Source organism: Pseudomonadota bacterium (assembly GCA_016195085.1).
GTDB lineage: Bacteria > Pseudomonadota > Alphaproteobacteria > SHVZ01 > SHVZ01 > JACQAG01.
The window spans coordinates 16,433-37,188 of the sequence record JACQAG010000015.1; the positions used below are offsets into that span (position 1 = coordinate 16,433).

General features: G+C 66.5%; 17 protein-coding genes and 1 pseudogene. 11 read left to right on the forward strand and 7 right to left on the reverse strand.

Annotated elements, in window-relative coordinates:
* The first annotated feature begins 4 nt into the window (after positions 1-4).
* Entirely contained in the window at positions 5-1,162 is a 1,158-nt protein-coding gene (locus tag HY058_04175) for a mandelate racemase/muconate lactonizing enzyme family protein (GenBank protein MBI3496482.1), read from the forward strand.
* Positions 1,163-1,243: 81 nt separating this feature from the next.
* Here HY058_04175 and HY058_04180 read toward each other — a convergent pair whose 3' ends face one another.
* Entirely contained in the window at positions 1,244-2,755 is a 1,512-nt protein-coding gene (locus tag HY058_04180; protein MBI3496483.1) for a sugar ABC transporter substrate-binding protein, read from the reverse strand.
* A gap of 117 nt (positions 2,756-2,872) precedes the next feature.
* Here HY058_04180 and HY058_04185 point away from each other — a divergent pair.
* A pseudogene (locus HY058_04185) lies at positions 2,873-3,168 on the forward strand (transposase).
* Positions 3,169-3,390: 222 nt separating this feature from the next.
* Here the strand turns inward: HY058_04185 and HY058_04190 are convergent.
* Together HY058_04190 and HY058_04195 are read right to left on the reverse strand one after the other, a co-directional pair.
* Positions 3,391-3,930, reverse strand: coding sequence for an NUDIX hydrolase (locus HY058_04190; GenBank protein ID MBI3496484.1), 540 nt, complete (start codon positions 3,928-3,930; stop codon positions 3,391-3,393).
* 134 nt (positions 3,931-4,064) lie between these two features.
* Positions 4,065-4,301: a hypothetical protein gene (locus HY058_04195; GenBank protein ID MBI3496485.1), complete on the reverse strand. Its 237-nt coding sequence runs from the start codon at positions 4,299-4,301 to the stop codon at positions 4,065-4,067.
* A 188-nt stretch (positions 4,302-4,489) separates the two neighbouring features.
* Between HY058_04195 and HY058_04200 the strand changes: the two genes are divergently transcribed.
* Complete coding sequence (locus HY058_04200) at positions 4,490-5,668, forward strand: DUF2336 domain-containing protein (protein MBI3496486.1); 1,179 nt, start codon at positions 4,490-4,492, stop codon at positions 5,666-5,668.
* Between the two features lie 147 nt (positions 5,669-5,815).
* Here the strand turns inward: HY058_04200 and HY058_04205 are convergent, their stop codons facing one another.
* Positions 5,816-7,018: a phosphoglycerate kinase gene (locus HY058_04205; GenBank protein MBI3496487.1), complete on the reverse strand. Its 1,203-nt coding sequence runs from the start codon at positions 7,016-7,018 to the stop codon at positions 5,816-5,818.
* A 156-nt stretch (positions 7,019-7,174) separates the two neighbouring features.
* Here HY058_04205 and HY058_04210 point away from each other — a divergent pair, with 156 nt between their 5' ends.
* Entirely contained in the window at positions 7,175-8,227 is a 1,053-nt protein-coding gene (locus HY058_04210) for a methyltransferase domain-containing protein (GenBank protein ID MBI3496488.1), read from the forward strand.
* 7 nt (positions 8,228-8,234) lie between these two features.
* Here the strand turns inward: HY058_04210 and HY058_04215 are convergent, their stop codons facing one another.
* Complete coding sequence (locus HY058_04215; GenBank protein ID MBI3496489.1) at positions 8,235-10,535, reverse strand: mechanosensitive ion channel; 2,301 nt, start codon at positions 10,533-10,535, stop codon at positions 8,235-8,237.
* 212 nt (positions 10,536-10,747) lie between these two features.
* On the opposite strand from HY058_04215, the gene acs reads away from it, so the two are divergent.
* From acs to HY058_04230, 3 genes are all read left to right on the forward strand, one after another.
* Positions 10,748-12,688 (forward strand): acetate--CoA ligase, encoded by a 1,941-nt coding sequence (gene acs / locus HY058_04220; GenBank protein MBI3496490.1) that lies wholly within the window; start codon positions 10,748-10,750, stop codon positions 12,686-12,688.
* 317 nt (positions 12,689-13,005) lie between these two features.
* Entirely contained in the window at positions 13,006-13,515 is a 510-nt protein-coding gene (locus HY058_04225) for a PaaI family thioesterase (protein ID MBI3496491.1), read from the forward strand.
* Between the two features lie 3 nt (positions 13,516-13,518).
* A complete protein-coding gene (locus HY058_04230) occupies positions 13,519-14,103 on the forward strand; it encodes a TetR/AcrR family transcriptional regulator (GenBank protein MBI3496492.1) in 585 nt (194 codons plus the stop codon).
* Here the strand turns inward: HY058_04230 and HY058_04235 are convergent.
* Positions 14,087-14,629, reverse strand: a complete 543-nt coding sequence (locus HY058_04235) for a class I SAM-dependent methyltransferase (protein MBI3496493.1) — start codon at positions 14,627-14,629, stop codon at positions 14,087-14,089. The genes HY058_04230 and HY058_04235 overlap by 17 nt on opposite strands.
* A 171-nt stretch (positions 14,630-14,800) precedes the next feature.
* Here HY058_04235 and HY058_04240 point away from each other — a divergent pair, with 171 nt between their 5' ends.
* Entirely contained in the window at positions 14,801-15,241 is a 441-nt protein-coding gene (locus tag HY058_04240; protein ID MBI3496494.1) for a DUF1178 family protein, read from the forward strand.
* A 9-nt stretch (positions 15,242-15,250) separates the two neighbouring features.
* On the opposite strand, the gene ubiG is transcribed toward HY058_04240, so the two are convergent.
* A complete protein-coding gene (ubiG, locus tag HY058_04245) occupies positions 15,251-15,988 on the reverse strand; it encodes a bifunctional 2-polyprenyl-6-hydroxyphenol methylase/3-demethylubiquinol 3-O-methyltransferase UbiG (GenBank protein MBI3496495.1) in 738 nt (245 codons plus the stop codon).
* Positions 15,989-16,139: 151 nt separating this feature from the next.
* On the opposite strand from ubiG, the gene HY058_04250 reads away from it, so the two are divergent.
* The 3 genes from HY058_04250 to ptsP are packed head-to-tail and all read left to right on the forward strand — an operon-like array spanning position 16,140 to position 20,672.
* Positions 16,140-17,360, forward strand: a complete 1,221-nt coding sequence (locus HY058_04250; protein ID MBI3496496.1) for an aspartate kinase — start codon at positions 16,140-16,142, stop codon at positions 17,358-17,360.
* A gap of 1 nt (position 17,361) precedes the next feature.
* On the forward strand, positions 17,362-18,396 hold the full coding sequence (locus HY058_04255) for a nitronate monooxygenase (GenBank protein ID MBI3496497.1): 1,035 nt from the start codon (positions 17,362-17,364) through the stop codon (positions 18,394-18,396).
* Complete coding sequence (gene ptsP, locus HY058_04260) at positions 18,393-20,672, forward strand: phosphoenolpyruvate--protein phosphotransferase (protein MBI3496498.1); 2,280 nt, start codon at positions 18,393-18,395, stop codon at positions 20,670-20,672. Before HY058_04255 ends, ptsP begins: the two co-directional genes overlap by 4 nt.
* Positions 20,673-20,756 lie beyond the last annotated feature (84 nt).

Below are 20,756 nucleotides of genomic sequence, written 5' to 3' on the forward strand. Positions count from 1 at the left end.
ATCCATGAAGATCACCGCACTGGCGCCCTGGCTCGTCCGCGTGGACGGGATTGGATGGGGGGAATATTTGTTCGTCGAGGTCCGGACCGACGAGGGCATCACCGGCTGGGGCGAGGTCACGACGACGACGCGCATTGCCAACCGGGCCGTGGCGGGCATGATCCGCCAGCTCAACGACCTGCTGGTCGGCGAGGACCCGACCGAGATCGAGCGGCTTTGGCACAAGACTTTCCGGTCGTTTACCTACATGGGCACGCGCGGGGCGACCACCCACTGCATCAGCGGCATCGACATCGCGCTCTGGGACATCCGCGGCAAGATGCTGGGCCTGCCGATCTACGAGTTGCTGGGCGGCAAGGTGCGCGACGACATCCTGCTCTACACCCATCCCGACAGCCGCAAGCTCGCCACCGACGAAGGCCTGCGGGAGGAGATCGAGGCGATCGTCGCCTCCGGCCACACCGCGCTAAAATTCGATCCCTTCCCGCATCTCGACGGCAAGACCTGGGCGAACGACGGCTATCTGGCCGGTGACATGAGCAAGCAGGGCGAGAAGCACGCCGCCACCCTGACGGCCCGCATCCGCGAGGTCGCCGGCCCCGACATCGAGATCCTGATCGACGCCCATGGGCGCTTCAACGTGCCGACCGCGATCCGGCTGTGCCGGACCCTGGAGGACGCCGGCAAGATCGACTGGTTCGAGGAGCCGGTGCCGGTCGAGAGCTACCACGCGCTGCAGCAGGTGCGCGAAAAGGTCAACGCCGCCATCACGGTCGGTGAGCGGCTGCACACCCGCTGGGAGTTCGTGCCGATCCTTGAGAAGCGGCTGGCCGACTACATCATGCCCGACGTCACCTGGACCGGCGGCATCACCGAGCTGAAGAAGATCGCGACCATGGCCGAGGCCTACTACATCCCGGTCTCGCCGCATGACGCCAGCGGCCCGATCAACGTCCTAGCCGGCGCCCATGTCATGATGACGGTGCCAAACTTCTATCGCGTCGAGACGTCCCGCTACGACCTGAGCCGCTACAACAAGATGATCCAGGAGCCGCTGGACAACACGGGCGGCCGTCTGCACATGCCCCGCGCCCCTGGACTGGGCGTGGCAATGAACATGGACTATCTGCGCGCCAACGCCCTGGACGGCTTCGGCGGCTGAGGCAAAAGACAGCGGCGCCATTGCTGGGCAAATGCCGGCAATGGCGCCGAAGCCAGGAACGCCCGGTCTACAGCGCCGGGCCTACATCAAGGAAAGCGCGTCCCGCACCTTCTTGGCGGCCAAGTCGGTCGCCGCGGCGATCGACATCCTGCCGGTCAACGCGTTCTGCATCATCTCGGGCACGATGATGTTCATGATCTCGTCGGCCTCGGGGATCGTCGGGAACGGTACGCCGCCGGCAAGCATCGAAGTCGTGACGTTCAGGAACTTGATCTGCTCCAGCCGCTGCTTCATCCACTTGGTGCGGAAGCCGCGAATGTTGCCGGGATTCGAGCCGGTCCAGGCCAGCTTGACCGACCATTCCGGGCCGGTCATGAAGGCGACGAAGGCGCGCGCCGCCTCCAGGTCGAGGCCGCCGCCGACACTCCCGTTGTTGAAGATGTGCGCATTCCAGCCGCCGAACACGACGGCGCGGCGTACCGGCCCTTTCGGGATCAGGCCGTAGCGCATGTTGGCGACTACCGACTCGGCGACCGCCCGGTCGTCGCCGGTCGCCTTGCGGGCGCGGTCGACCATGACGGCATATTCGCTGGGATGGCTGATCATCATGCCCAGCTGGCCGGCGATGAACGGGTCCTGGTTCTCGGTCTGGGTATTGGTGAGTGCCGAGCGCGGCACTGACTGGTCGCGCACATACATGTCGTATGACGCCTGCAGGGCGGCCCGGGTGCCTTCGTTGTTCATGTAGACGCGCTGGTAGGTCGGGTGATCCTCGGCCTCGTCCAGGGCGCCTCCGCCATAGGCCCAGGCCTGCGGCATGAACCGGTAGGGCGTGTTGCCGGCGTTGGGCCGGGCCACCATGCCGTAGCCGTACTTGCCGGTCTTGTCCTTGATCTGCTTGGAGAACTTGACAAGTTCGTCCCAGGTAGCCGGCGGCGTCTCGGGGTCGAGGCCGGCGTCGCGGAACAGCTGGGCGTTCCAGATCAGCGCCATGGTCTCGTTGTTGGTCGGGATGCCGTAGGTCTTGCCCTTCCAGGTGACCGACTTCATGGCGCCCGGCCAGAAGTCGGCCGAGTTGTAGCCGACATCCTCGGGTTTCAGCTCGCGCACCAAGCCCTTGGCGGCCAGCTCCGGGCTCCACATCAGCATAAGCCGCGACACCATCGGCGCCGCATTGCCCAGCGCCGCGGTGCGCAGCTTGTTCTGGATCTGGTTGTAGTCGAGACTGGTCTTCTCGACGGTGATGTTCGGGTAGGTCTTGCCGAAGGCTTCCCAGAACTGGGCCCAGATCTCATGGTCCAGCTTGGGCGACGCCTCATTTGGGCCGACCCACCAGAACGTAACCTTGCCCTTATAGGTCAGCGGCACCACCTTGGCGCATTCGGCCGCGGTGTCGACTTCAAGAGTTCCGGCAATGCTGTTGACGTAGTCGGGGGTCCACAGGGCCGTATCGACACCCCCGGCCGCCGCAGCGGACGCCTGTCCTGGCAGGATCAGGCCGGACGCCAGCGCGCCGGCGCCGGCCGAATATTGCAGAAATTTACGCCGATCGATAGTGGACGAAACGGCATCACGATTTCGCGAATCGGCCATTGACTATCCTCCCTTGCGGCCATGCTTGCTTTTCGCAAGTGATTACATGACAGGCCCTGTCATGGGTCGGCCTCTTAGGCACGAATCCTGCCGGAACTGTGATGCCGAGGGCCCCTCCTGTCAATCCCAGGTGAACTGACGGTATTCAAATATGAACAGGACCTACCCGAGCTCTCCTATCCTCTGCATGAGCGCGCATCCTGGTCACCGCCTGCGGCCGCATCTGCATGCATCGCAAGCGGGTCAACATCTCAACCGTGCTCGCCGGTCAAAAGCTCGGACTCAAGGAAGTCGACGATGGCATTTGGATCGTCAGCTTCATGCACTACGATCTCGGCTTCATCGACCTGGAGCAGAAAACCCTGCAACCCCTGGACAACCCGTTCGGCCCGAGGTTGTCACCCATGTCTTAGGTACGTTCTGTCACCCATCTGTCCGGGCCGGACAGGTCGAGATTGGCGGATGGGGTGGGATTCGAACCCACGAGACCCTTGCAGGTCTGCCGGTTTTCAAGACCGGCTGCCCGCTTCTTGTACCTCTGCGACATGCCTAGGCACATGAACGAAGGCCGTTTCCAATCTGGAAGCGGTCATTGCCGCGCCAAGGCGACCCTTGCCCGCTTCTGAGTTCACGCCCTAAGAAGCGGCGTGCTCCGGCGGGTTCGTCCGCGGCGTCCAATGAGGGGTGGCCAGGGAGTCGCGGAAATGCTGGAGCGCCCAATTGACGCTGGGAAAGGCGATGTCCGCCCAGGGAATCTCCGGCCAGTGGTAGAGCGCCACCTCATGGGCCTCGCGGCCCGGAGCCACATCGGGCGAGATCAGGCGGGCGCGGTAGATGAGCTGCACCTGGCTGATGCGCGGAATGCTGTAGACCGCGAGCAGTCCTTCGATCTCGATCAGCGCGTTGGCTTCCTCTTCCGCCTCGCGGAGCGCGCCGGCCTCGGTCGTCTCATTGAGCTCGAGATAGCCCGCCGGCAGCGTCCAGAAGCCGCTGCGCGGCTCGATCGAACGGCGCACCATGAGGATCCGCTCCTCCCAGCGCGCCACCGAGCCCACCACGATCTTCGGATTCTCGTAGTTGATGAAGCCGCAATCCGGGCAGACCAGACGCAGCCGGTCGTCGCCCTCGGGTATGCGCGGAACGCTCGGGCCTTTTGGCGTGGGGTCGGAACCCATCGGGGATGCTCTCGGCGGGGGTGGACTTTGGGAGGGGGTGCAGGGCACCCCCTCCCTGACCCTCCCCGGGCGACAGGACGATCGACCGCCCGACCTCGCCCGGCGCGGCCACTCGCCGGCCGATCCGCCGGCGCTTAGGCTCGGATGTCGACCTGGCTGCCGCGGCTCCGCGCGGGATTCTGGCTTGCGGACTCGCGGTCGCCGCGCTCGCGCTCGGTGCGATTTTGCTGCTCGTCGCGGCTGGCAAGCGTCGGGCGCGAGGGCGGGATCGCCGCCGGCGCCACTTGCCGGCTTTCGAGCGGAATTTCCACCGGCCGCGCGATCACGATCGGTGTCGGCGGCGGCGGCGGAACGGTGAACTGGATGGTCAAGGCGGCGCTCGAAACCCCATGGGATTCGCCGGCAGATTAGACCCAATCGAGGGTTGAATCAATCTTGTGTCCGCCCGTTCCGGCGGCTCCAGCGGACCGCCTTCAGCCCCTTCGATTCTAAGCAAAATCATATATTACAAGAGCTTGCGCCCGTCAGTTGCCATGGAAGGATAGTGTTAAAAGATAAAATGTTTGATATAATAAGTGCTTGCGGCCATCCCAGGCCGACGGAGGCGGCAACGAGCGAGAAGGATTGGGTTGCCGGCGGCAAGGCTTGGGACCTTGCCGATTTCAATCAGGTCCTGCGCCTGGCGCAGGAGCGCCGCATCAAGCCGCGCTCGGCCATCGCGGCAACGGTGGGCGGCCTCTACTTCGCCTATGGGGATGCGTTGACCGAGCGCGAGCGCACGCTCATGGGCGATATCCTGACGCAGCTCGTGCACGACACCGAGCTGCAGGTGCGACGCGCACTCGCCCAGCATCTCGCGCGCCAAGCCGGCGCGCCGAAAAACCTCATTCTGGCGCTCGCCAATGACGAGATCGAAGTGGCATTGCCGGTGCTGCTGACCAGCCCGGAGCTGGACGATGTGGCGCTCATCGAGATCGTCCGGCACCGCACTTTCGCCCATCAGCTGGCCGTGGCGCTGCGTCCCCGACTGAGCGAAGCCGTGAGCGAGGCGATCGCGGCGACCGGCAGCGAGCCCTTGATGGTGGCGCTGGCGAGCAATCCCGGCGCTGTCCTATCGCCAGAGCTGTTCCAGCATCTGGTCGAAGAGTCGAAGCGGATCGTGGTCCTCCAGGAGCCTCTGGTCAAACGCGCCGACCTGCCAGTGGAACTGGCGAGGCGGCTCTATGGCTGGGTGTCGGAGACCCTGCGCCGGGTGCTGATCGAGCGCTGGCATCTCGACCCGACCTTGCTCGGCAACGCCCCCTGGGAGCCGGTCGAGGAGCCGCGCCAGCCGGAAAGCGCCGATATGCGGGCGACCCGGCTGGCCGATGAGCTGGCGAGCCGCAAGGCCCTGGGTCCGCAGCTGCTGATTCCGACCTTGCAGGCGGGAAATGTCGCATTGTTCGAGGCGGTGCTGGCCCGCCTGCTGCGCCTCGAGCCGGCGATCCTGAGGCGGATCGTCTACGAGTCTCCGGGCGAATGCCTGGCGGTCGCGGCCAAGACCATCGATCTCAATGCCGCCGATTTCGCCACCCTTCTGGGGCTCGTGCGCGGGGCGCATGCGCTCGGCCGCGAGATCGCCCAGAGCGAGGTGCCGCGCGTGCTGCGCTGTTTTGCGACGTTGCAGCCCGAGGGCGCGCGCGAGGTCGTGGATGGCTGGCGTCGCACCCCCAGCGCCGGCAGACCGGCAGCCGAATAGAGCTCGGATCTAGGGCAATATCCACCGGGATCGAACCGGACGGTTCGATCCCGGTGGATGCAATTGCCCTATCTTTCAAAGAGTAGAGCAGCTTTATCCGGCCAGATGGAATCGCAAAGCGATTCCATCTGGCCGGATAAAGCTGCTCTAGGCCCGGCGCTTGAGGGCGGCCACGCCCGGCAGCTCCTTGCCTTCGAGCCATTCGAGGAAGGCACCGCCCGCGGTGGACACGTAGCTCAAGCGATCGGCCACACCGGCATCGACCAGGGCTGCCACCGTGTCGCCGCCACCGGCGATGCTGGCGAGCCCTGCCGTTTGGGTGAGCCCGGCGACGGCGCGGGCGATCTCGGTGGTGCCGGCATCGAAGGGCGGCGTCTCGAACGCGCCGACGGGCCCGTTCCAGACGAGGGTGCGACAGGTGCGAAGGTGCTGGACCAACGTGCGGACGCTCGCGGGCCCGATGTCGAGGATCATCTTGTCGGCGGGCACCTCGCCGATCGGCACCGTGGCCGCGGCAACCCCGGGCTTGAGCTCGGACGCCACCACGGCATCCTCGGGCAGGATCAAGGTGCAGCCGCGGGCGCTGGCCTTCTCCCTGATGGCGCGGGCGGTCTCGGCCAAGTCGCGCTCGGCGAGCGAGCGGCCGATCGCCACCCCCTGGGCGGCAAGAAAGGTGTTGGCCATGGCGCCGCCGATGGCGAGCAGGTCGACGCGGGCGACGAGGTTGCCCAGGAGCTCGAGCTTGGTCGAGATCTTGGAGCCGCCGACGATGGCGGCGAGCGGACGCTGGGGATGTTCCAAGGCCCGTCCGAGGGCTTCCAGCTCCGCCTGCATGAGCCTGCCGGCGGCGGCGGGGAGGAGCCGGGCCAGCCGATCGATCGAGGCGTGCGCCCGATGGGCCGCGGAAAACGCATCGTTGACGTAGAGCTCGCCCAAGCCCGCCAGCGCCTCGGCGAAGGCGGCATCGTTGGCTTCCTCACCGGCGTGAAAGCGCAGGTTTTCGAGGAGCGCCACTTCGCCGTCGCCGAGCGCCTGGGCAACCGTCTCGGCTTGCGGGCCGATGCAGTCGGGGGCGAAGCGAACGGCGATCCCGCCCAAGGTATGGCAGAGCGGCCGGACCAGCTGCGAGAGCGAGTTGGCTCGGTCCGGGCCGCCCTTGGGCCGGCCGAAATGGGAGAGGAGAATGACCCGCGCCCGCTTTCCCACCAACTCCTTGATGGTCGGCGCCAGGCGATCGAGCCGGGTGGTGTCGCTCACCCGTCCGGCCTGCATCGGCACGTTGAGATCGGCGCGCAGCAGCACGCGCTTACCGGCCACCTCGAAATCATCGATGGTCCGAAAATCGGCCATGGTCCCCCGTCTCGCCCTCAAGCTCGCTTCCTTCCATTCTCAAACCACGACCCTCAGCGTCTTGGCAACCCCGTGCCGGTCGGCTGCCAGCACCTGTCGCTTGCTTTCGCCGACCCGAGGGCATCAGCATGATGCCGAGCACTTCAGAGGGTTCGTGTGCAGCCTTTGCAAGCCATCGAGCGGGCGGCCTACGCCCTGTCCCAGGGACTTCGCGTGTCCTGGTATCTGGGCCACTATTTGGCGACGGTCCGCATCCAGCCCAGGCCAACCGGGCGGAGGCCGCGCCCAAGGGGCGGTGCCAGGCCGCCGGGGCTCGGCGAAGTCTTGGCGGATCTGGGACAGCTCTTTCTGGCCGATCGCGCCTCGATCGAAGCCGGCCAGTACCGGCTGCCCGGAGGCTTCATCGGGCCCTGGACGATCCTCGATGCCCTTGATCGAAGCCTCCTCTATTTCCGCGACCTGCCTGCCGTGTTTCTGCGCCGACGCACCCGGAATGGAGAGGATGTGCGCCAGGATCCGACGGCGAGCCGCTACCCCGCCTATTACCGGCAGAACTTCCACTACCAGTCCGACGGCTATCTCAGCGCCAAGTCGGCCCGGCTCTACGATCACCAGGTGGAGACGTTGTTCATCGGCGGCGCTGATGCCATGCGCCGCCGGCTGCTGGTGCCGCTGGCGGAGCTGCTGCGCCGGCGCGGCCGCAGACCGTCGCGGCTTCTCGATCTCGGCTGCGGCACCGGTCGGCTCCTCCACCAGATCAAGGCGAACCATCCGCGCCTGGCGACGTTCGGGCTCGATCTGAGCCCACCCTACCTCACCGAAGCGCGTCGATCCCTCGACGGCTGTTCCAAGCTCGTCTTCATCAATGCCAAGGCCGAGGCATTGCCGCTGGCAAGCGCCAGCATGCAGGCGGTGACGGCGAGCTTTCTCTTCCATGAGCTGCCCGCTCAGGTGCGCCGCGAGGTGGTGAAGGAGGTGGCACGGGTGTTGGAGCCGGGCGGCGCCTTCCTCTTCCTCGACAGCCTGCAGACGGGCGATCACCCGCCCTATGACGCCATCCTCGAACGCTTTCCGGCGGTGGCGCACGAACCCTACTACGCCGACTACATCGGCGCGGACTTGCCCCGGCTGTTCGGCGATCACGGGCTGGTGGTGGAGCGGAGCGAGCGGGCGTTCTTCGCCAAGCTCCTGGTGGCGCGGCGCCGCTGACGGCGATTTAGGCGGCCGCGGTCGGTCGACCCAGAAGCGGCGCCGCCGCGTCGGCGGGCTCGGCGATCGCCGCCGGCGCCGACGGCGCGGTATGCGGCATCACGATGCCGGCGGAATCGAAGGCGAGCTTGATGCGCCGGTTGTATTCGCGCCCGACCAGCCATTGCCGTCCCGGCCGGGTCTTGATCCTGGCTTTGACGACGATCGCGGTGTCGGTGAACTTGTCGAGGCCGAAGATGTCCATGCGGTCGAGGATGGCGATGCCCCACTCGCGCTCGCCGCGTACCGTCTCGTCCACCTCTCGGAGGGTGGCGGTGACGTGGTCGACGTCGCTGTCATAGGCGACGGCGATATCAAAGACGTAGTAGCCGAAATCCTTGGTCATGTTCTTGACCGCGTTCACCTGGCTGAACGGGATGGTGATCTGAGCTCCCTGCACGTCGCGCATGCGGATGGTGCGGATCGAGATCGATTCGACCACGCCCGAGCGTCCGTCGATGTCGACGACGTCGCCGACATTGATCGTGTCCTCGAACAGGATGAAGAGCCCGGTGATGACGTCCTTGACCAAGGTCTGGGAGCCGAAGCCGACGGCAAGGCCGATCACGCCGGCGCCGGCGAGCAAGGGCGCGATGTTGACGCCGAGCTCGGACAGGACCACGAGGCTGACCACCACCACCAGCATGATGAAGATGGCGTTGTGCATGAGCGGCAGGAAGGTGCGCATGCGGGCGCGGTGGTCGGCGGTGTTGCCGGCGAGATCCAGGCGCTTCAGCGACCGCTCGATGAGCGCGCTCACCGTCTCCCAGAAGATGACGGCGATGCCCAGCACGAAGGCGATGTTGACGACGATGCCGGTGAGCCGGCGGCCGAGATCGGTGCTGAGCCAGGCGAAGCTGGCGACGCCCCAGGATTCCAAGAGCGCGAATCCGGCGAACAGGAAGATCACCGCGTCGAATACCGTCTTCAGGATCGGCAGATAGAGATTGGCGCGCTTTTCCAGCATGGGATAGGCACGCTTCACGTCCTCGGCGATCGAGAAGACGTAGGTCACGAGCCGGCGCTGGCCGAGCGAGGCAAGCCGCGCAGCCAGGAGCACGATCGCCGTCAGCAGCGTTCCCCTGAGAATGAAGGGAAAGCCGCCATCCACGGAGAGCGCCCAGACGAGATAGATCGCAACCAGATAGAAGATGGCGAGCCCATGCCAGATATCGGCGGACCGGCGCTTCAGGCGGACGATGCCGCTGCCGAGACCATCCGGGCTTAAGGCCGGCTCGGCACTCGACGGCCCCCGCAGCCAATCGGCAACCGCGGCGCGATTCTGCAGGATGAAGATCACACCCAGGGTCGCCAGGACGAGGCCGAGGAAATGCACAAGCGCCCGATAGACGCCATAGGGCAGGCCCAGGAACAGCGAGGCATCGAGAAGGAAGTAGCCGTAGATCCACAGGCCGCCGAAGCGGCGAATCCAGAGATAGAGATAGGCCGCCGTCTCGTCCTCGATCGCCGGCACCCTGAGCCCGGCGCTATAGGGCGAGAGCAGCAACCGGCCGGCGAGGTTGACCGCTCGGGCCAAGAGCAAGGCGTAGATCAACGTTCCGGCAACCAGCGCGGTGCGCAAGCTGGGCTCGGTCAGCGGCAAAGAGAGATAGGCGGTGATGCCGAAGACCGCGATCGGCGCCAGCTCGGTCGCGGCGCGCATGAGGAGCAGTCCGAGGCGGCTCAGCAGATTCCGGCCACGCTTGGCTTCCAGGAGGCGGCGCACCCGTGTCAGCCCTAGCCAAACCAAGGCCTCGCCGGCCAGCGCCGAGCCGAGCACGAGTGCCAGCTTGATCAGGACTTCCTGCGCTTGCGCGCGTTGGTCGGTCTCGAAGATCAGCTCCTGGACCCAGGAGCCGACGCGCGGCAGCACCGTCAGCACGTCGGTCGCCGAGAGAATGTCGGTGCTCAGCTGATTGATGCGGGCAGCCAAGGTGGTGAGCGCCAGCTGGCCCAAGGCCTCGACCGGGCTATCTTCGCTCGGCTGCGCGGGCGGTGCATGGAGCGCCAGCAGCGCCTTCAGCTGCAGCAGCAGCTTGGCGCGCTCGGCATCGTTCTCGAGCGTGCCGATGAGGCTCTTCAGCTGATCGGGCGGAATGGCGGTGGCGGCCGCGCTTGCCGCTGCCAGCGCCTGCGCCGGCTGGCTGTGGGATTGGGCGGCGGCGGGTGGGCGCGTCTGCGCGCTTGCCATTCCCGGCGCAAGCGTGAGCCAGGCCCCGAAGAGAGCGGCAATCAACAGGCGTAGGCCGATCATCGCAGGCGCTGTCATGGGTGGGAGATCCGGATCCGACACTATAGAGGCGCGTTTGGACTGTCATCTCGCAGAGGATTGCGGCAATTGCTTGGCCGCGCCCGGCCACGGCCCTGTGCGGCTTGTCTCTGCCGATCAATCCATGGATAATTCGGAGGTCTCTTCAGGATCTCGATCCGATCCGAAAAGGCCAAAGGAAACAAAGACTAGCTTGGAGGAATGCCGGCGCCATGAGCAACACGACCTTGTTTCCCGTGTCCGAGTCCTTGGCCAAACGCGCTTGGATCGATGCGGCGAAATACGAGGCGCTGTATCAGCGCTCGATCGACGATCCCGAGGGCTTCTGGGCGGAGCAGGGCAAGCGGATCCATTGGATCAAGCCCTACAGCAAGGTGAAGGATGTCTCCTTCACCGGCGACATCCGCGTGCGCTGGTTCCACGACGGCACCCTCAACATTTCCTACAACTGCATCGATCGCCATCTTGCCACCCGCGCCGACCAGACGGCGATTCTGTGGGAAGGCGACAGCCCGAACGAGCAGAAGCATGTGAGCTACGCCGAGCTGCACCAGAATGTATGCCGGCTCGCGAACGTGCTGAAGGCCCGCGGCGTCAAGAAGGGCGACCGGGTCACGATCTACATGCCGATGATACCCGAGACCGCCTACGCGATGCTGGCCTGCGCGCGCATCGGCGCGATCCATTCCGTGGTCTTCGGCGGCTTCTCGCCGGACTCGCTGGTGAACCGGATTCGCGACTGCGACTCCAGCCTGGTCATCACCGCCGATGAGGGGCTGCGCGGCGGCAAGACGGTGGCGCTCAAGGCGAACGCGGATGAGGCTTTGAAGCAATGCCCGAGCGTCAAATCCATGATCGTGGTGCGTCGCACCGGCGGCAGCGTCAAATGGGTCGACGGCCGCGACTTCTGGTACCACGAGGAAGCCGCCAAGGTGTCCAGCGACTGTCCGCCGGTGGAGATGAACGCCGAGGATCCGCTGTTCATCCTCTATACTTCGGGCTCGACCGGCAAGCCCAAGGGCGTGCTGCACACCACCGGCGGCTATCTCGTCTATGTGTCGCTCACGCACCAATACGTGTTCGACTACCACGACGGCGACATCTTCTGGTGCACGGCGGATGTCGGCTGGGTCACCGGCCACAGCTACATCGTCTACGGCCCGCTCGCCAATGGCGCCACCACGGTCATGTTCGAGGGCATTCCCAACTATCCCGATGCCTCGCGCTTCTGGCAGGTCGTCGACAAGCACAAGGTCAATATTTTCTACACCGCGCCGACCGCGATCCGCGCCTTGATGCGCGAGGGCGAGGCGCCGGTCCAGCGCACCAAGCGCAGCTCGCTTAGGATCCTCGGCACCGTCGGCGAGCCGATCAATCCCGAAGCCTGGCTGTGGTATCACCGGGTGGTCGGCGACGGGCGCTGCCCGATCGTCGATACCTGGTGGCAGACGGAAACCGGCGGCATCCTGATCACGCCCATTCCGGGCGCCATTGCAACGAAGCCGGGCTCGGCCACCAAGCCCTTCTTCGGCGTCAAGCCGGTCATCGTCGACAACGAAGGCAATCAGCTGGAAGGCGAGGCCGAGGGCAATCTCTGCCTGGCGGATGCCTGGCCCGGCATGATGCGCACCGTCTATGGCGACCATAAGCGCTTCGGCGAGACCTACTTCGCCGCCTTCAAAGGCAAATACTTCACCGGCGACGGCGCCAGGCGCGATGCCGATGGCTACTACTGGATCACCGGCCGCGTCGACGACGTGATCAACGTGTCCGGCCACCGGCTCGGCACCGCGGAGATCGAGAGTGCCTTGGTCGCGCACAAGAAGGTGGCCGAGGCCGCCGTCGTCGGCTACCCGCACGACATCAAGGGCCAGGGCATCTACGCCTATGTGACGCTCAAGATGGGCGAGCAGCCGACCGACATTTTGCGCAAGGAGCTGGTGCAATGGGTGCGCAAGGAGATCGGGCCGATCGCCTCGCCCGACCTCATCCAATGGGCGCCGGGATTGCCCAAGACCCGCTCGGGCAAGATCATGCGCCGGATCTTGCGCAAGATCGCCGCCAACGAGCACGACCAGCTGGGCGACACCTCGACCCTGGCCGATCCAACCGTGGTCAAGGATCTGGTCGATCAGCGCATGAACCGCGCCTAAGCGGGGTGGACTTTGGGAGGGGGTGAGGATCACCCCCTCCCCGACCCTCCCGGGGGGCGTCGCCAATAAAAAGTGCCCCGCGCGAGCGCGCGGGGCGAGTTGTCTGGAGGGACCGTGACGGTCGAACCCCGGGGGAGGAGTGGGGCTCGGCAGTGTCTCGATCCGATCCTAGTGTCCTCCCATCCGCTCCCCCCGGATGTGACCCCGATCACACACAGAAGCGTTTTCTTTGCCAGTCGCCGCGGTCGCTCGGCACGGCTTTGCCATGACATTTGAATTATAATATTATCTATATAATCTAATTGCATGGTGGCGACATGAACGACGTGAGCGACCAAACCCGGCGCCGGACGATCGAGTGGCAGGACCCGCAGGCGGGGCTGGCGGCGGCAAGCGGCCTCGACGGTCTCGGTTTTCTGCGCGCCATCGTGGCGGGCGCGGTGGCGCCGCCGCCGATGGCCCGGCTGCTTGGGCTGGAGCTGGAATCCGCCGAGCCGGGCGTGGCGGTGTTCGCGGTCGAGCCCGGCGAGCATCACTACAATCCGATGGCCACCGTGCATGGCGGTCTCTTGGCCACCCTCTGCGACTCGGCCATGGGCTGCGCGATCCTGTCGACCCTGCCGCCGGCAACCTTCTTCACCACGCTCGAGCTGTCGGTGAACTACGTGCGCGCGGCCACGGCCGAGACCGGTCGCCTCACCTGCGAAGGCCGGGTGCTGCATCGCGGCGGGCGCATCGCCACCGCCGAGAGCAAGGTCCTCGACGAGGCGGGCAAGCTCTTCGCCCATGCGACCACCACCTGCATGATCCTGGAGGCGAAAAGCTGAGGCATGCGCTACGCCGCCGATCATAAGCCGCGCACGCGCGAGCGCATCCTCAAGGCGGCGGGAGCCATGCTGCGCACCGGCGGGCTCGCCGGCGCCAGCGTGGACAAGATCATGGCGCGGGCCGGGTTGACCGTGGGCGGCTTCTACGCGCATTTCCGCTCGAAGGACGCGCTCGTCGCCGAGGCGCTGGGTGCGGCGCTCGGGGAGTCGCAGGCGCTCTGGCTGGCCGGGCTCGAGGCCATCAGCGGACCCGAGTTCGTGCAAGCCTTCGTGCGCCGCTATTTGAACCGCGGCCATCGCGATCAGCCGGAAGCCGGCTGTCCCTTGGCCCCGGCGCTCTCCGAGCTGGCGCGGGCCGCCGAGCCGACCCGCCATGCCATCGCCGGCGATCTGGAACGGCTGATCGCCGCCGTCGCTCTGCAGATGCCGGGGCGGGACGAATCCGAGCGCCGGGCCGAGACCTTGGCGATCCTGGCCTTGTGTTTCGGCGGCATCCAGCTTGCGCGCGCGGTCGGCGGCACGCCGCTTTCGGATGAGGTCTTGCGCGCCGGTCGCGCCATCGCCGGCAAGCTCAGCCAGCCGGCTTGATCGCGGCGATCCGCTGCACCAGGGCGGGTCTTGGCGTCGCCACCTCGAGATGCTCGTAGGCGATCACCGCCAGCGCGCCATGGACGGCCTCCAGAAGCTCGCCCGGGCGGAGCAGGAAATCGGGATTGCGAGGTCGGCCGAAGCGCTCATTGCCGACGGCGAAGGTCTCGTAGAGCAGGGCGCCGCCGGGAGCGACGGCGCCGAGGATCGCCGGCAACAAGGGCCGCCAGAGATAGTTGGCAACGACGACGCCGGCGAAGCGCCCTTGGCCCAAGGGCCACGGCGCGCCCGACTCGAGATCGGCAGCGACCACCTCGACGGCGGCGTCCTCTGCGAGATCGGCAAGACCAGCGATGTCCCGATCGACGGCGAGGACGCGGTAGCCGAGCCGCCTGAAGAAGCGCGTGTGGCGGCCGCTCCCTGCTGCCAGGTCCAAGACCGTCCCGCCGGAAGGCACCAGCCGGGCGAAGCGTTCGACCCAGGACGAGACTTGGGGGGAGGAGTCGCAAGCCGGCGTCTGTGGCATCAAGGCGTCACCATCCCATGAAGCGCCGACCGAGCCATCGTAAGCTCTTGCCTTGGCGATCTTCCGATGCCACTTGAATTACCGTAGCATGACGATTCGACGCTGGTGCGATCCTGGGGGGCTGGACCAGGCGGCGCCAAGAGCGGGGTCGGATTTGAGGACTGGGGCCGAATGATCCTTTACGATCTCAGATGCAAGGATGGCCATTCCTTCGAGGGCTGGTTCCGCGACAGCGCCGGTTACGATCAGCAAGCCAAGGCGCGCAAAATCATTTGCCCGGTCTGCGGCAGCAAGAAGGTCGAGAAGGCGCTGATGGCGCCCCGGCTCGCCCGCTCTCGCCGCGGAGAGAGCAAGCTCCCGGCGAAGAACGAGAAGATGGTGAATGTCGAGCAAGCCGAGATGCTGAAGGCGCTCCGCGGGGTGCGCAAGCAGATCGAGGACAACTGCGACTATGTCGGCGAACGCTTCCCGGAAGAGGCAAGGAAGATCCATTACGGCGAGACCGAGCAGCGCGGCATCTACGGCGAGGCGAGCGACACCGAGGCTGAGGCGCTCAAGGATGAAGGCATCACCGTCAACCGGGTGCCCTGGGTTCCGCCCGCCGACAACTGATCTCCCACCTCAGTCCTTGACCGCGAAGCCGAGATAGTTGACGTCGAGGTCCTTGCTGAGGCGCCAGCTATCCGCCAGCGGGCTATAGCTCACCCCCGAAAGCTGCTGGAGCCGCATGCCCGAAAGGCGCAGTGCGGCGTCCAGCTCCGAGGGGCGGACGAACTTGGTCCAGGAATGCGTGCCCCGCGGCACCCAGCCCAGCACATACTCGGCCCCGAGGATGGCGAAGGCGAAGGCCTTGGCGGTGCGATTGAGCGTGGCCACGACCATGGCGCCGCCGGGCTTGAGCAAGCCGGCTGAGGCCTGGATGAACAGCTCCACATCGGCCACGTGCTCGACCACCTCCAGATTGAGGACCGCATCGAAGCGCTCGCCCGCTTGCCAAAGCGCCTCGGCGGTGCCCGAGCGGTAGTCGATCGCGAGGCCTGCTTGCTCGGCATGCAGGCGCGCGACCACGACATTCTTCTCGCCCGCATCGATGCCGACCACCTCGGCCCCGAGCCGCGCCATCGGCTCGCTCACCAGGCCGCCGCCGCAGCCGATGTCGAGGAGGCGCAAGCCGGCGAGCGGCCGCTTTGCCGTGGGCTCGCGGCGGTAATGGAAGCTGAGTTGATCGCGGATGAAGGCCAAGCGCACGGGGTTGAGCTTGTGCAGCGGGCGGAAGGCGCCCTGCGGATCCCACCACGCATCCGCCAGCTTGGCGAAGCGCTCGATCTCGGCGGCATCGACGCTGGTCGCGGTCGGCATGGCTCTAGCCCCTATTCGCTCCTCACGCCTCTCCCGGCGGCCAATCTTGCTCCCGCCCGGGACTTCCCATATCTATAGCCCGCGCGTCGCACTTGAACCATCTCGGGTCCGCTTCGAGGACCCTCTTAGGCCCCATGCCGGCCCGGATCCCATGGCAAGACTGGTGATGAAATTCGGCGGCACCTCCGTCGCCGATGTCGAGCGCATAAAGAACGTGGCGCTTCGGGTGAAACGCGAGGCGGACGCCGGCCACGAGATCGCCGTGGTGGTCTCCGCCATGGCCGGGTCCACCAACCAGCTGGTCAACTGGTGCACCGAGGCGGGCCAGCTGCACGACGCGCGCGAATACGACGCGGTGGTCGCCTCGGGCGAGCAGGTGACCGTGGGTCTCCTCGCGATCGCCTTGCAGAGCATCGGCGTCAACGCCCGCTCCTGGCTCGGCTGGCAGCTGCCGGTCAGAACCGACGGGGTGCACGGCAAAGCGCGCATCGAGGGCATCGAGACGGCCGAGCTGATTCGCCGATTCGCGCAAGGCCAGGTCGCCGTCGTCGCCGGATTCCAGGGGCTCGGCCCCGACCAGCGCGTGACCACGCTGGGGCGCGGCGGATCGGACACATCTGCGGTGGCGTTGGCGGCGGCGCTCGCTGCCGACCGTTGCGACATCTTCACCGATGTCGATGGGGTCTACACGACCGACCCCCGGATCGTGACGAAGGCGCGCAAGCTCGATAAGATCACCTATGAGGAGATGCTGGAGATGGCGTCCCTCGGCGCCAAGGTCCTGCAGACGCGCTCGGTGGAAATGGCGATGAAGCACCGGGTCAGGGTGCAGGTGCTTTCCAGCTTCGTGGATGCGCCCGGGACCCTTGTGGTAGGCGAGGACGAGATCGTGGAACAGGAACTGGTGAGCGGCATCGCCTACAGCCGGGACGAGGCGAAGATCACCGTGGTCAAAGTGGCCGACCGCCCAGGCGTCGCGGCCGGCATCTTCGGACCGCTGGCGGATGCGGCGGTCAACGTCGACATGATCGTGCAGAACGCCTCGGAGGACGGGCGCCAGGCCGACATCACCTTCACCGTGGCGCGCGCCGACCTCGAGCGCGCGCTGGCCGTGCTCGGGCAGAACCGGAAAAGCTTGGGATTCGCCGATCTGGTCTCCGATCCGAACGTGGTCAAGGTATCCGTGATCGGCGTCGGCATGCGCAGCCATGCGGGCGTCGCCCAGCGCATGTTCCGGACCTTGGCGGAGAAGGGCATCAACATCCAGGTGATCTCCACCTCGGAGATCAAGGTGAGCGTGCTGATCGCGGAGGAATACACCGAGCTTGCCGTCCGCGCGCTGCATACGGCCTACGGCCTCGACGGCGCCTGAGGTGACGGCGGACGCCGAGGCCCGGCTCGATCGCCTCTGGCGCCGCGGTCGAGACTTCCTCGGCGTGAGGCTCGCCGTGATGGGCGGCGCCATGACCTGGGTCTCGGAGCACAATCTGGTGGCCGCCATCTCCAATGGCGGCGGCTTCGGCGTGCTGGCCTCGGGCTCGATGACGCCTTCGCGGCTCAGCGAGGAGATCGAGGCGACGACCCGGCTCACCGCCAAGCCCTTCGGCGTCAACCTCATTGTCATGCATCCGGAACTGATGGGCCTGGCCGAGGCCTGCATCGCTGCCGAGGTGAGCCACGTCGTGCTCGCCGGCGGTCTGCCGCCGACGGCGATCGTCCGCCGGCTCAAGGATGCCGGCGTCAAGGTCATGGGCTTCGCCCCAGCCGTGGTCTTCGCCAAGAAGCTGATCCGCGGCGGGGTGGATGCGCTCATCATCGAAGGCACCGAGGCGGGTGGCCATATCGGCCCGGTGTCGACCAGTGTGCTGGCCCAGGAGATCCTGCCGGCGGTGAGCGAGGTGCCGGTGTTCGTCGCCGGCGGCATCGGCCGCGGCGAGGCCATCGCCAGCTATCTGGAGATGGGCGCCAGCGGCTGCCAGCTCGGCACCCGCTTCGTCTGTGCGAGGGAATCGATCGCCCATCCGCGCTTCAAGCAGGCGTTCATCCGCGCCGTCGCGCGCGACGCCATGCCCTCGCTGCAGCTCGACCGGCGCTTTCCGGTGATCCCGGTCAGAGCGCTGGAGAACAAGGCGAGCCAGCGCTTTCTCGAAACCCAACGCCAGGTGATCGAGCGCTTCAACAAGGGCGAGATCGACCAGAAATCCGCCCAGCTCGAGATCGAGCATTTCTGGGCGGGCGCCTTGCGCCGGGCGGTCATCGACGGCGATGTGGAGAACGGCTCGCTGATGGCCGGCCAAAGCGTCGGCATGGTCAAGAGCGAGCAGTCGACCGAGACGATCCTCGATGAGCTCGTCGGCCAGGCGATCGCCACGATCGCCCGCCAGGAGCGGATCGGAGCGGCCGGATGATGCAAGCCGCCGGCGCCTGGAGTGGCGGTCCCCGGCTTTTGCTCAAGCGCTTGCGCGACGTCATGGCTGGTCCCGGCTCGGGCCAGGAGCGGCTCGACCGGATCGTGCGTCTGATCGCCGCCGAGATGGTGGCCGAGGTCTGCTCCTGCTACGTGGTGCGCGGCGGTGTGCTCGAGCTGTTTGCGACCGAAGGCCTGAAGCAGGAAGCGGTGCACCGCACCCGCCTCAGGGTCGGCGAAGGCCTCGTCGGCGACGTGGCGCTCAATGCCCGGCCGCTGGCGCTCGCCGACGCGCAGAGCCATCCCAACTTCGCCTACCGCCCGGAGACCGGCGAGGAGGTCTATCACTCGCTGATGGGCGTGCCGATGCTGCGCGGCGGCCGCACCTTGGGCGTTCTCGTCGTGCAGAACCGATCGAAGCGGCAATATGCCGAGGAGGAGGTCGAGGCGCTCGAGACCATCGCCATGGTGGTGGCCGAGCTGGTCGCCGGCGGCCATCTCGTCGGTCTGGCGGAGCCGGGGACGGCGGATGAAACCTCGCTCTTGCCCGCCAGGCTCGAGGGCACGCGGCTCCATGACGGCCTGGCGATCGGCAGCGCGGTCCTGCACACGCCGCGCATCACCGTGCATCAGCTCGTCGCCGAGGATCCCGCTCTTGAGCTCGAACGGCTGAAGCGCGCCGTCTCGGAGATGCACGATGAGCTGGATGATCTTCTCGAGGATGGCGAGCTCGCGCATGCGGGCGAGCACCGCGACGTGCTCGAGACCTATCGCATGTTCGCGGAAGACCGCGGCTGGCTCGGGCGCATTCGCGAGGCGATCGGCTCGGGGTTGACCGCCGAAGCTGCGGTGCAGAAGGTGCAGAACGACACCCGCGCGCGCATGGCGCAGATCGCCGATCCGTATCTGCGCGAGCGGCTGCTGGATCTCGAGGACCTGAACAACCGGCTCCTGGCGCATCTCGCCGGCGCCGACCGCGGGCGCGAGCTGCCGGAGGATGCCGTGCTGATCGCCCGCAACATGGGGCCGGCGGAGCTGCTCGACTACGATCGCACGCGGCTCAGAGCCCTCGTCCTGGAGGAGGGCTCGCCCACCGCCCATGTCGCCATCGTGGCGCGCGCTCTGGATCTGCCGACGGTCGCCCGCGTGCCCAACATCCGCACCACCGTCGAGCCCGGCGATCGCATCGTCGTCGACGGAACCCACGGCGTCGTCTATGTCAGGCCTTCCGAGGATATCGTCGAGACCATTGCCAGCACGGTGGCGGCGAGCCAAGCGCGCCGCGCCCACTACTTCCAGCTCAAGGATTTGCCGGCGGTGACCCTCGACGGCACGCCGATCGCGCTCTATCTCAACGCCGGTCTGCTCATGGATGTGGCCCAGCTCGAGGACACCGGCGCCGACGGCGTCGGTCTCTATCGCACCGAGATTCCCTTCATGGTGCGCACCCACTATCCCAGCCTCGAGGATCAGACGACCGTCTATCGCCATGTGCTGCAGCGCGCCGGCGACAAGCCGGTGGTGTTCCGCACGCTCGATGCCGGCGGCGACAAGCGTCTGCCGTATTTCTCCTACGCCGAAGACGAGAACCCGGCCATGGGCTGGCGCGCGCTGCGCATTTCCCTCGATCGTCCCTCGATGCTGCGCCAGCAGCTGCGCGCGCTGGTCCGGGCGGCAGCGGGGCGGCGGCTCTTCGTCATGTTTCCGATGGTGGCCGAGGTGGCCGAGCTCACCCTGGCGCGGGCGATCCTGGAGCTCGAGCTCGAGCGGGCGCGGGAGTCCCTGGGCGGCGAAGGTGTGCTCGAGCCGCCGAGCGCGGTCAAGGTGGGCGCCATGCTGGAAGTGCCGGCGCTCCTTTATCAGCTTCCGGCATTGCTTCAGCGGGTCGATTTCGTCTCGGTCGGATCGAACGATCTCTTGCAGTTCTTCTTTGCCAGCGACCGCGGCAGCCCGAGGATGGCGGAGCGCTACGATCCCTTGTCGCCGCCCGTGCTCTCGCTCCTCTGGCGCCTCGCCCAGGCCTGCGAGCGGGCGCGGGTCCCGTTGACCATGTGCGGAGAGATGGCGAGCCGGCCCTTGGAGGCGATGGCGCTTTTGGGTCTCGGCTTCCGCAGCCTGTCGATGCCGCCGGCCACCGTCGGCGCGGTCAAGACTATGGCGCGGAGTCTTGCTATTCTGCCGCTCCGGCAGTACCTGCAATCATTACTCGACCTGCCGGACCATAGCGTTAGGGAAAAACTCAGGGGCTTTGCACAAGATCATGGTGTTAACGTTTAAAGTGTTGCCTTCATCGCTCTGATTTTGCTATTTTTTAGTAGCGACTTGCGATGGGTCTTTTAACCTAATTTGAGGCAAAAGAAG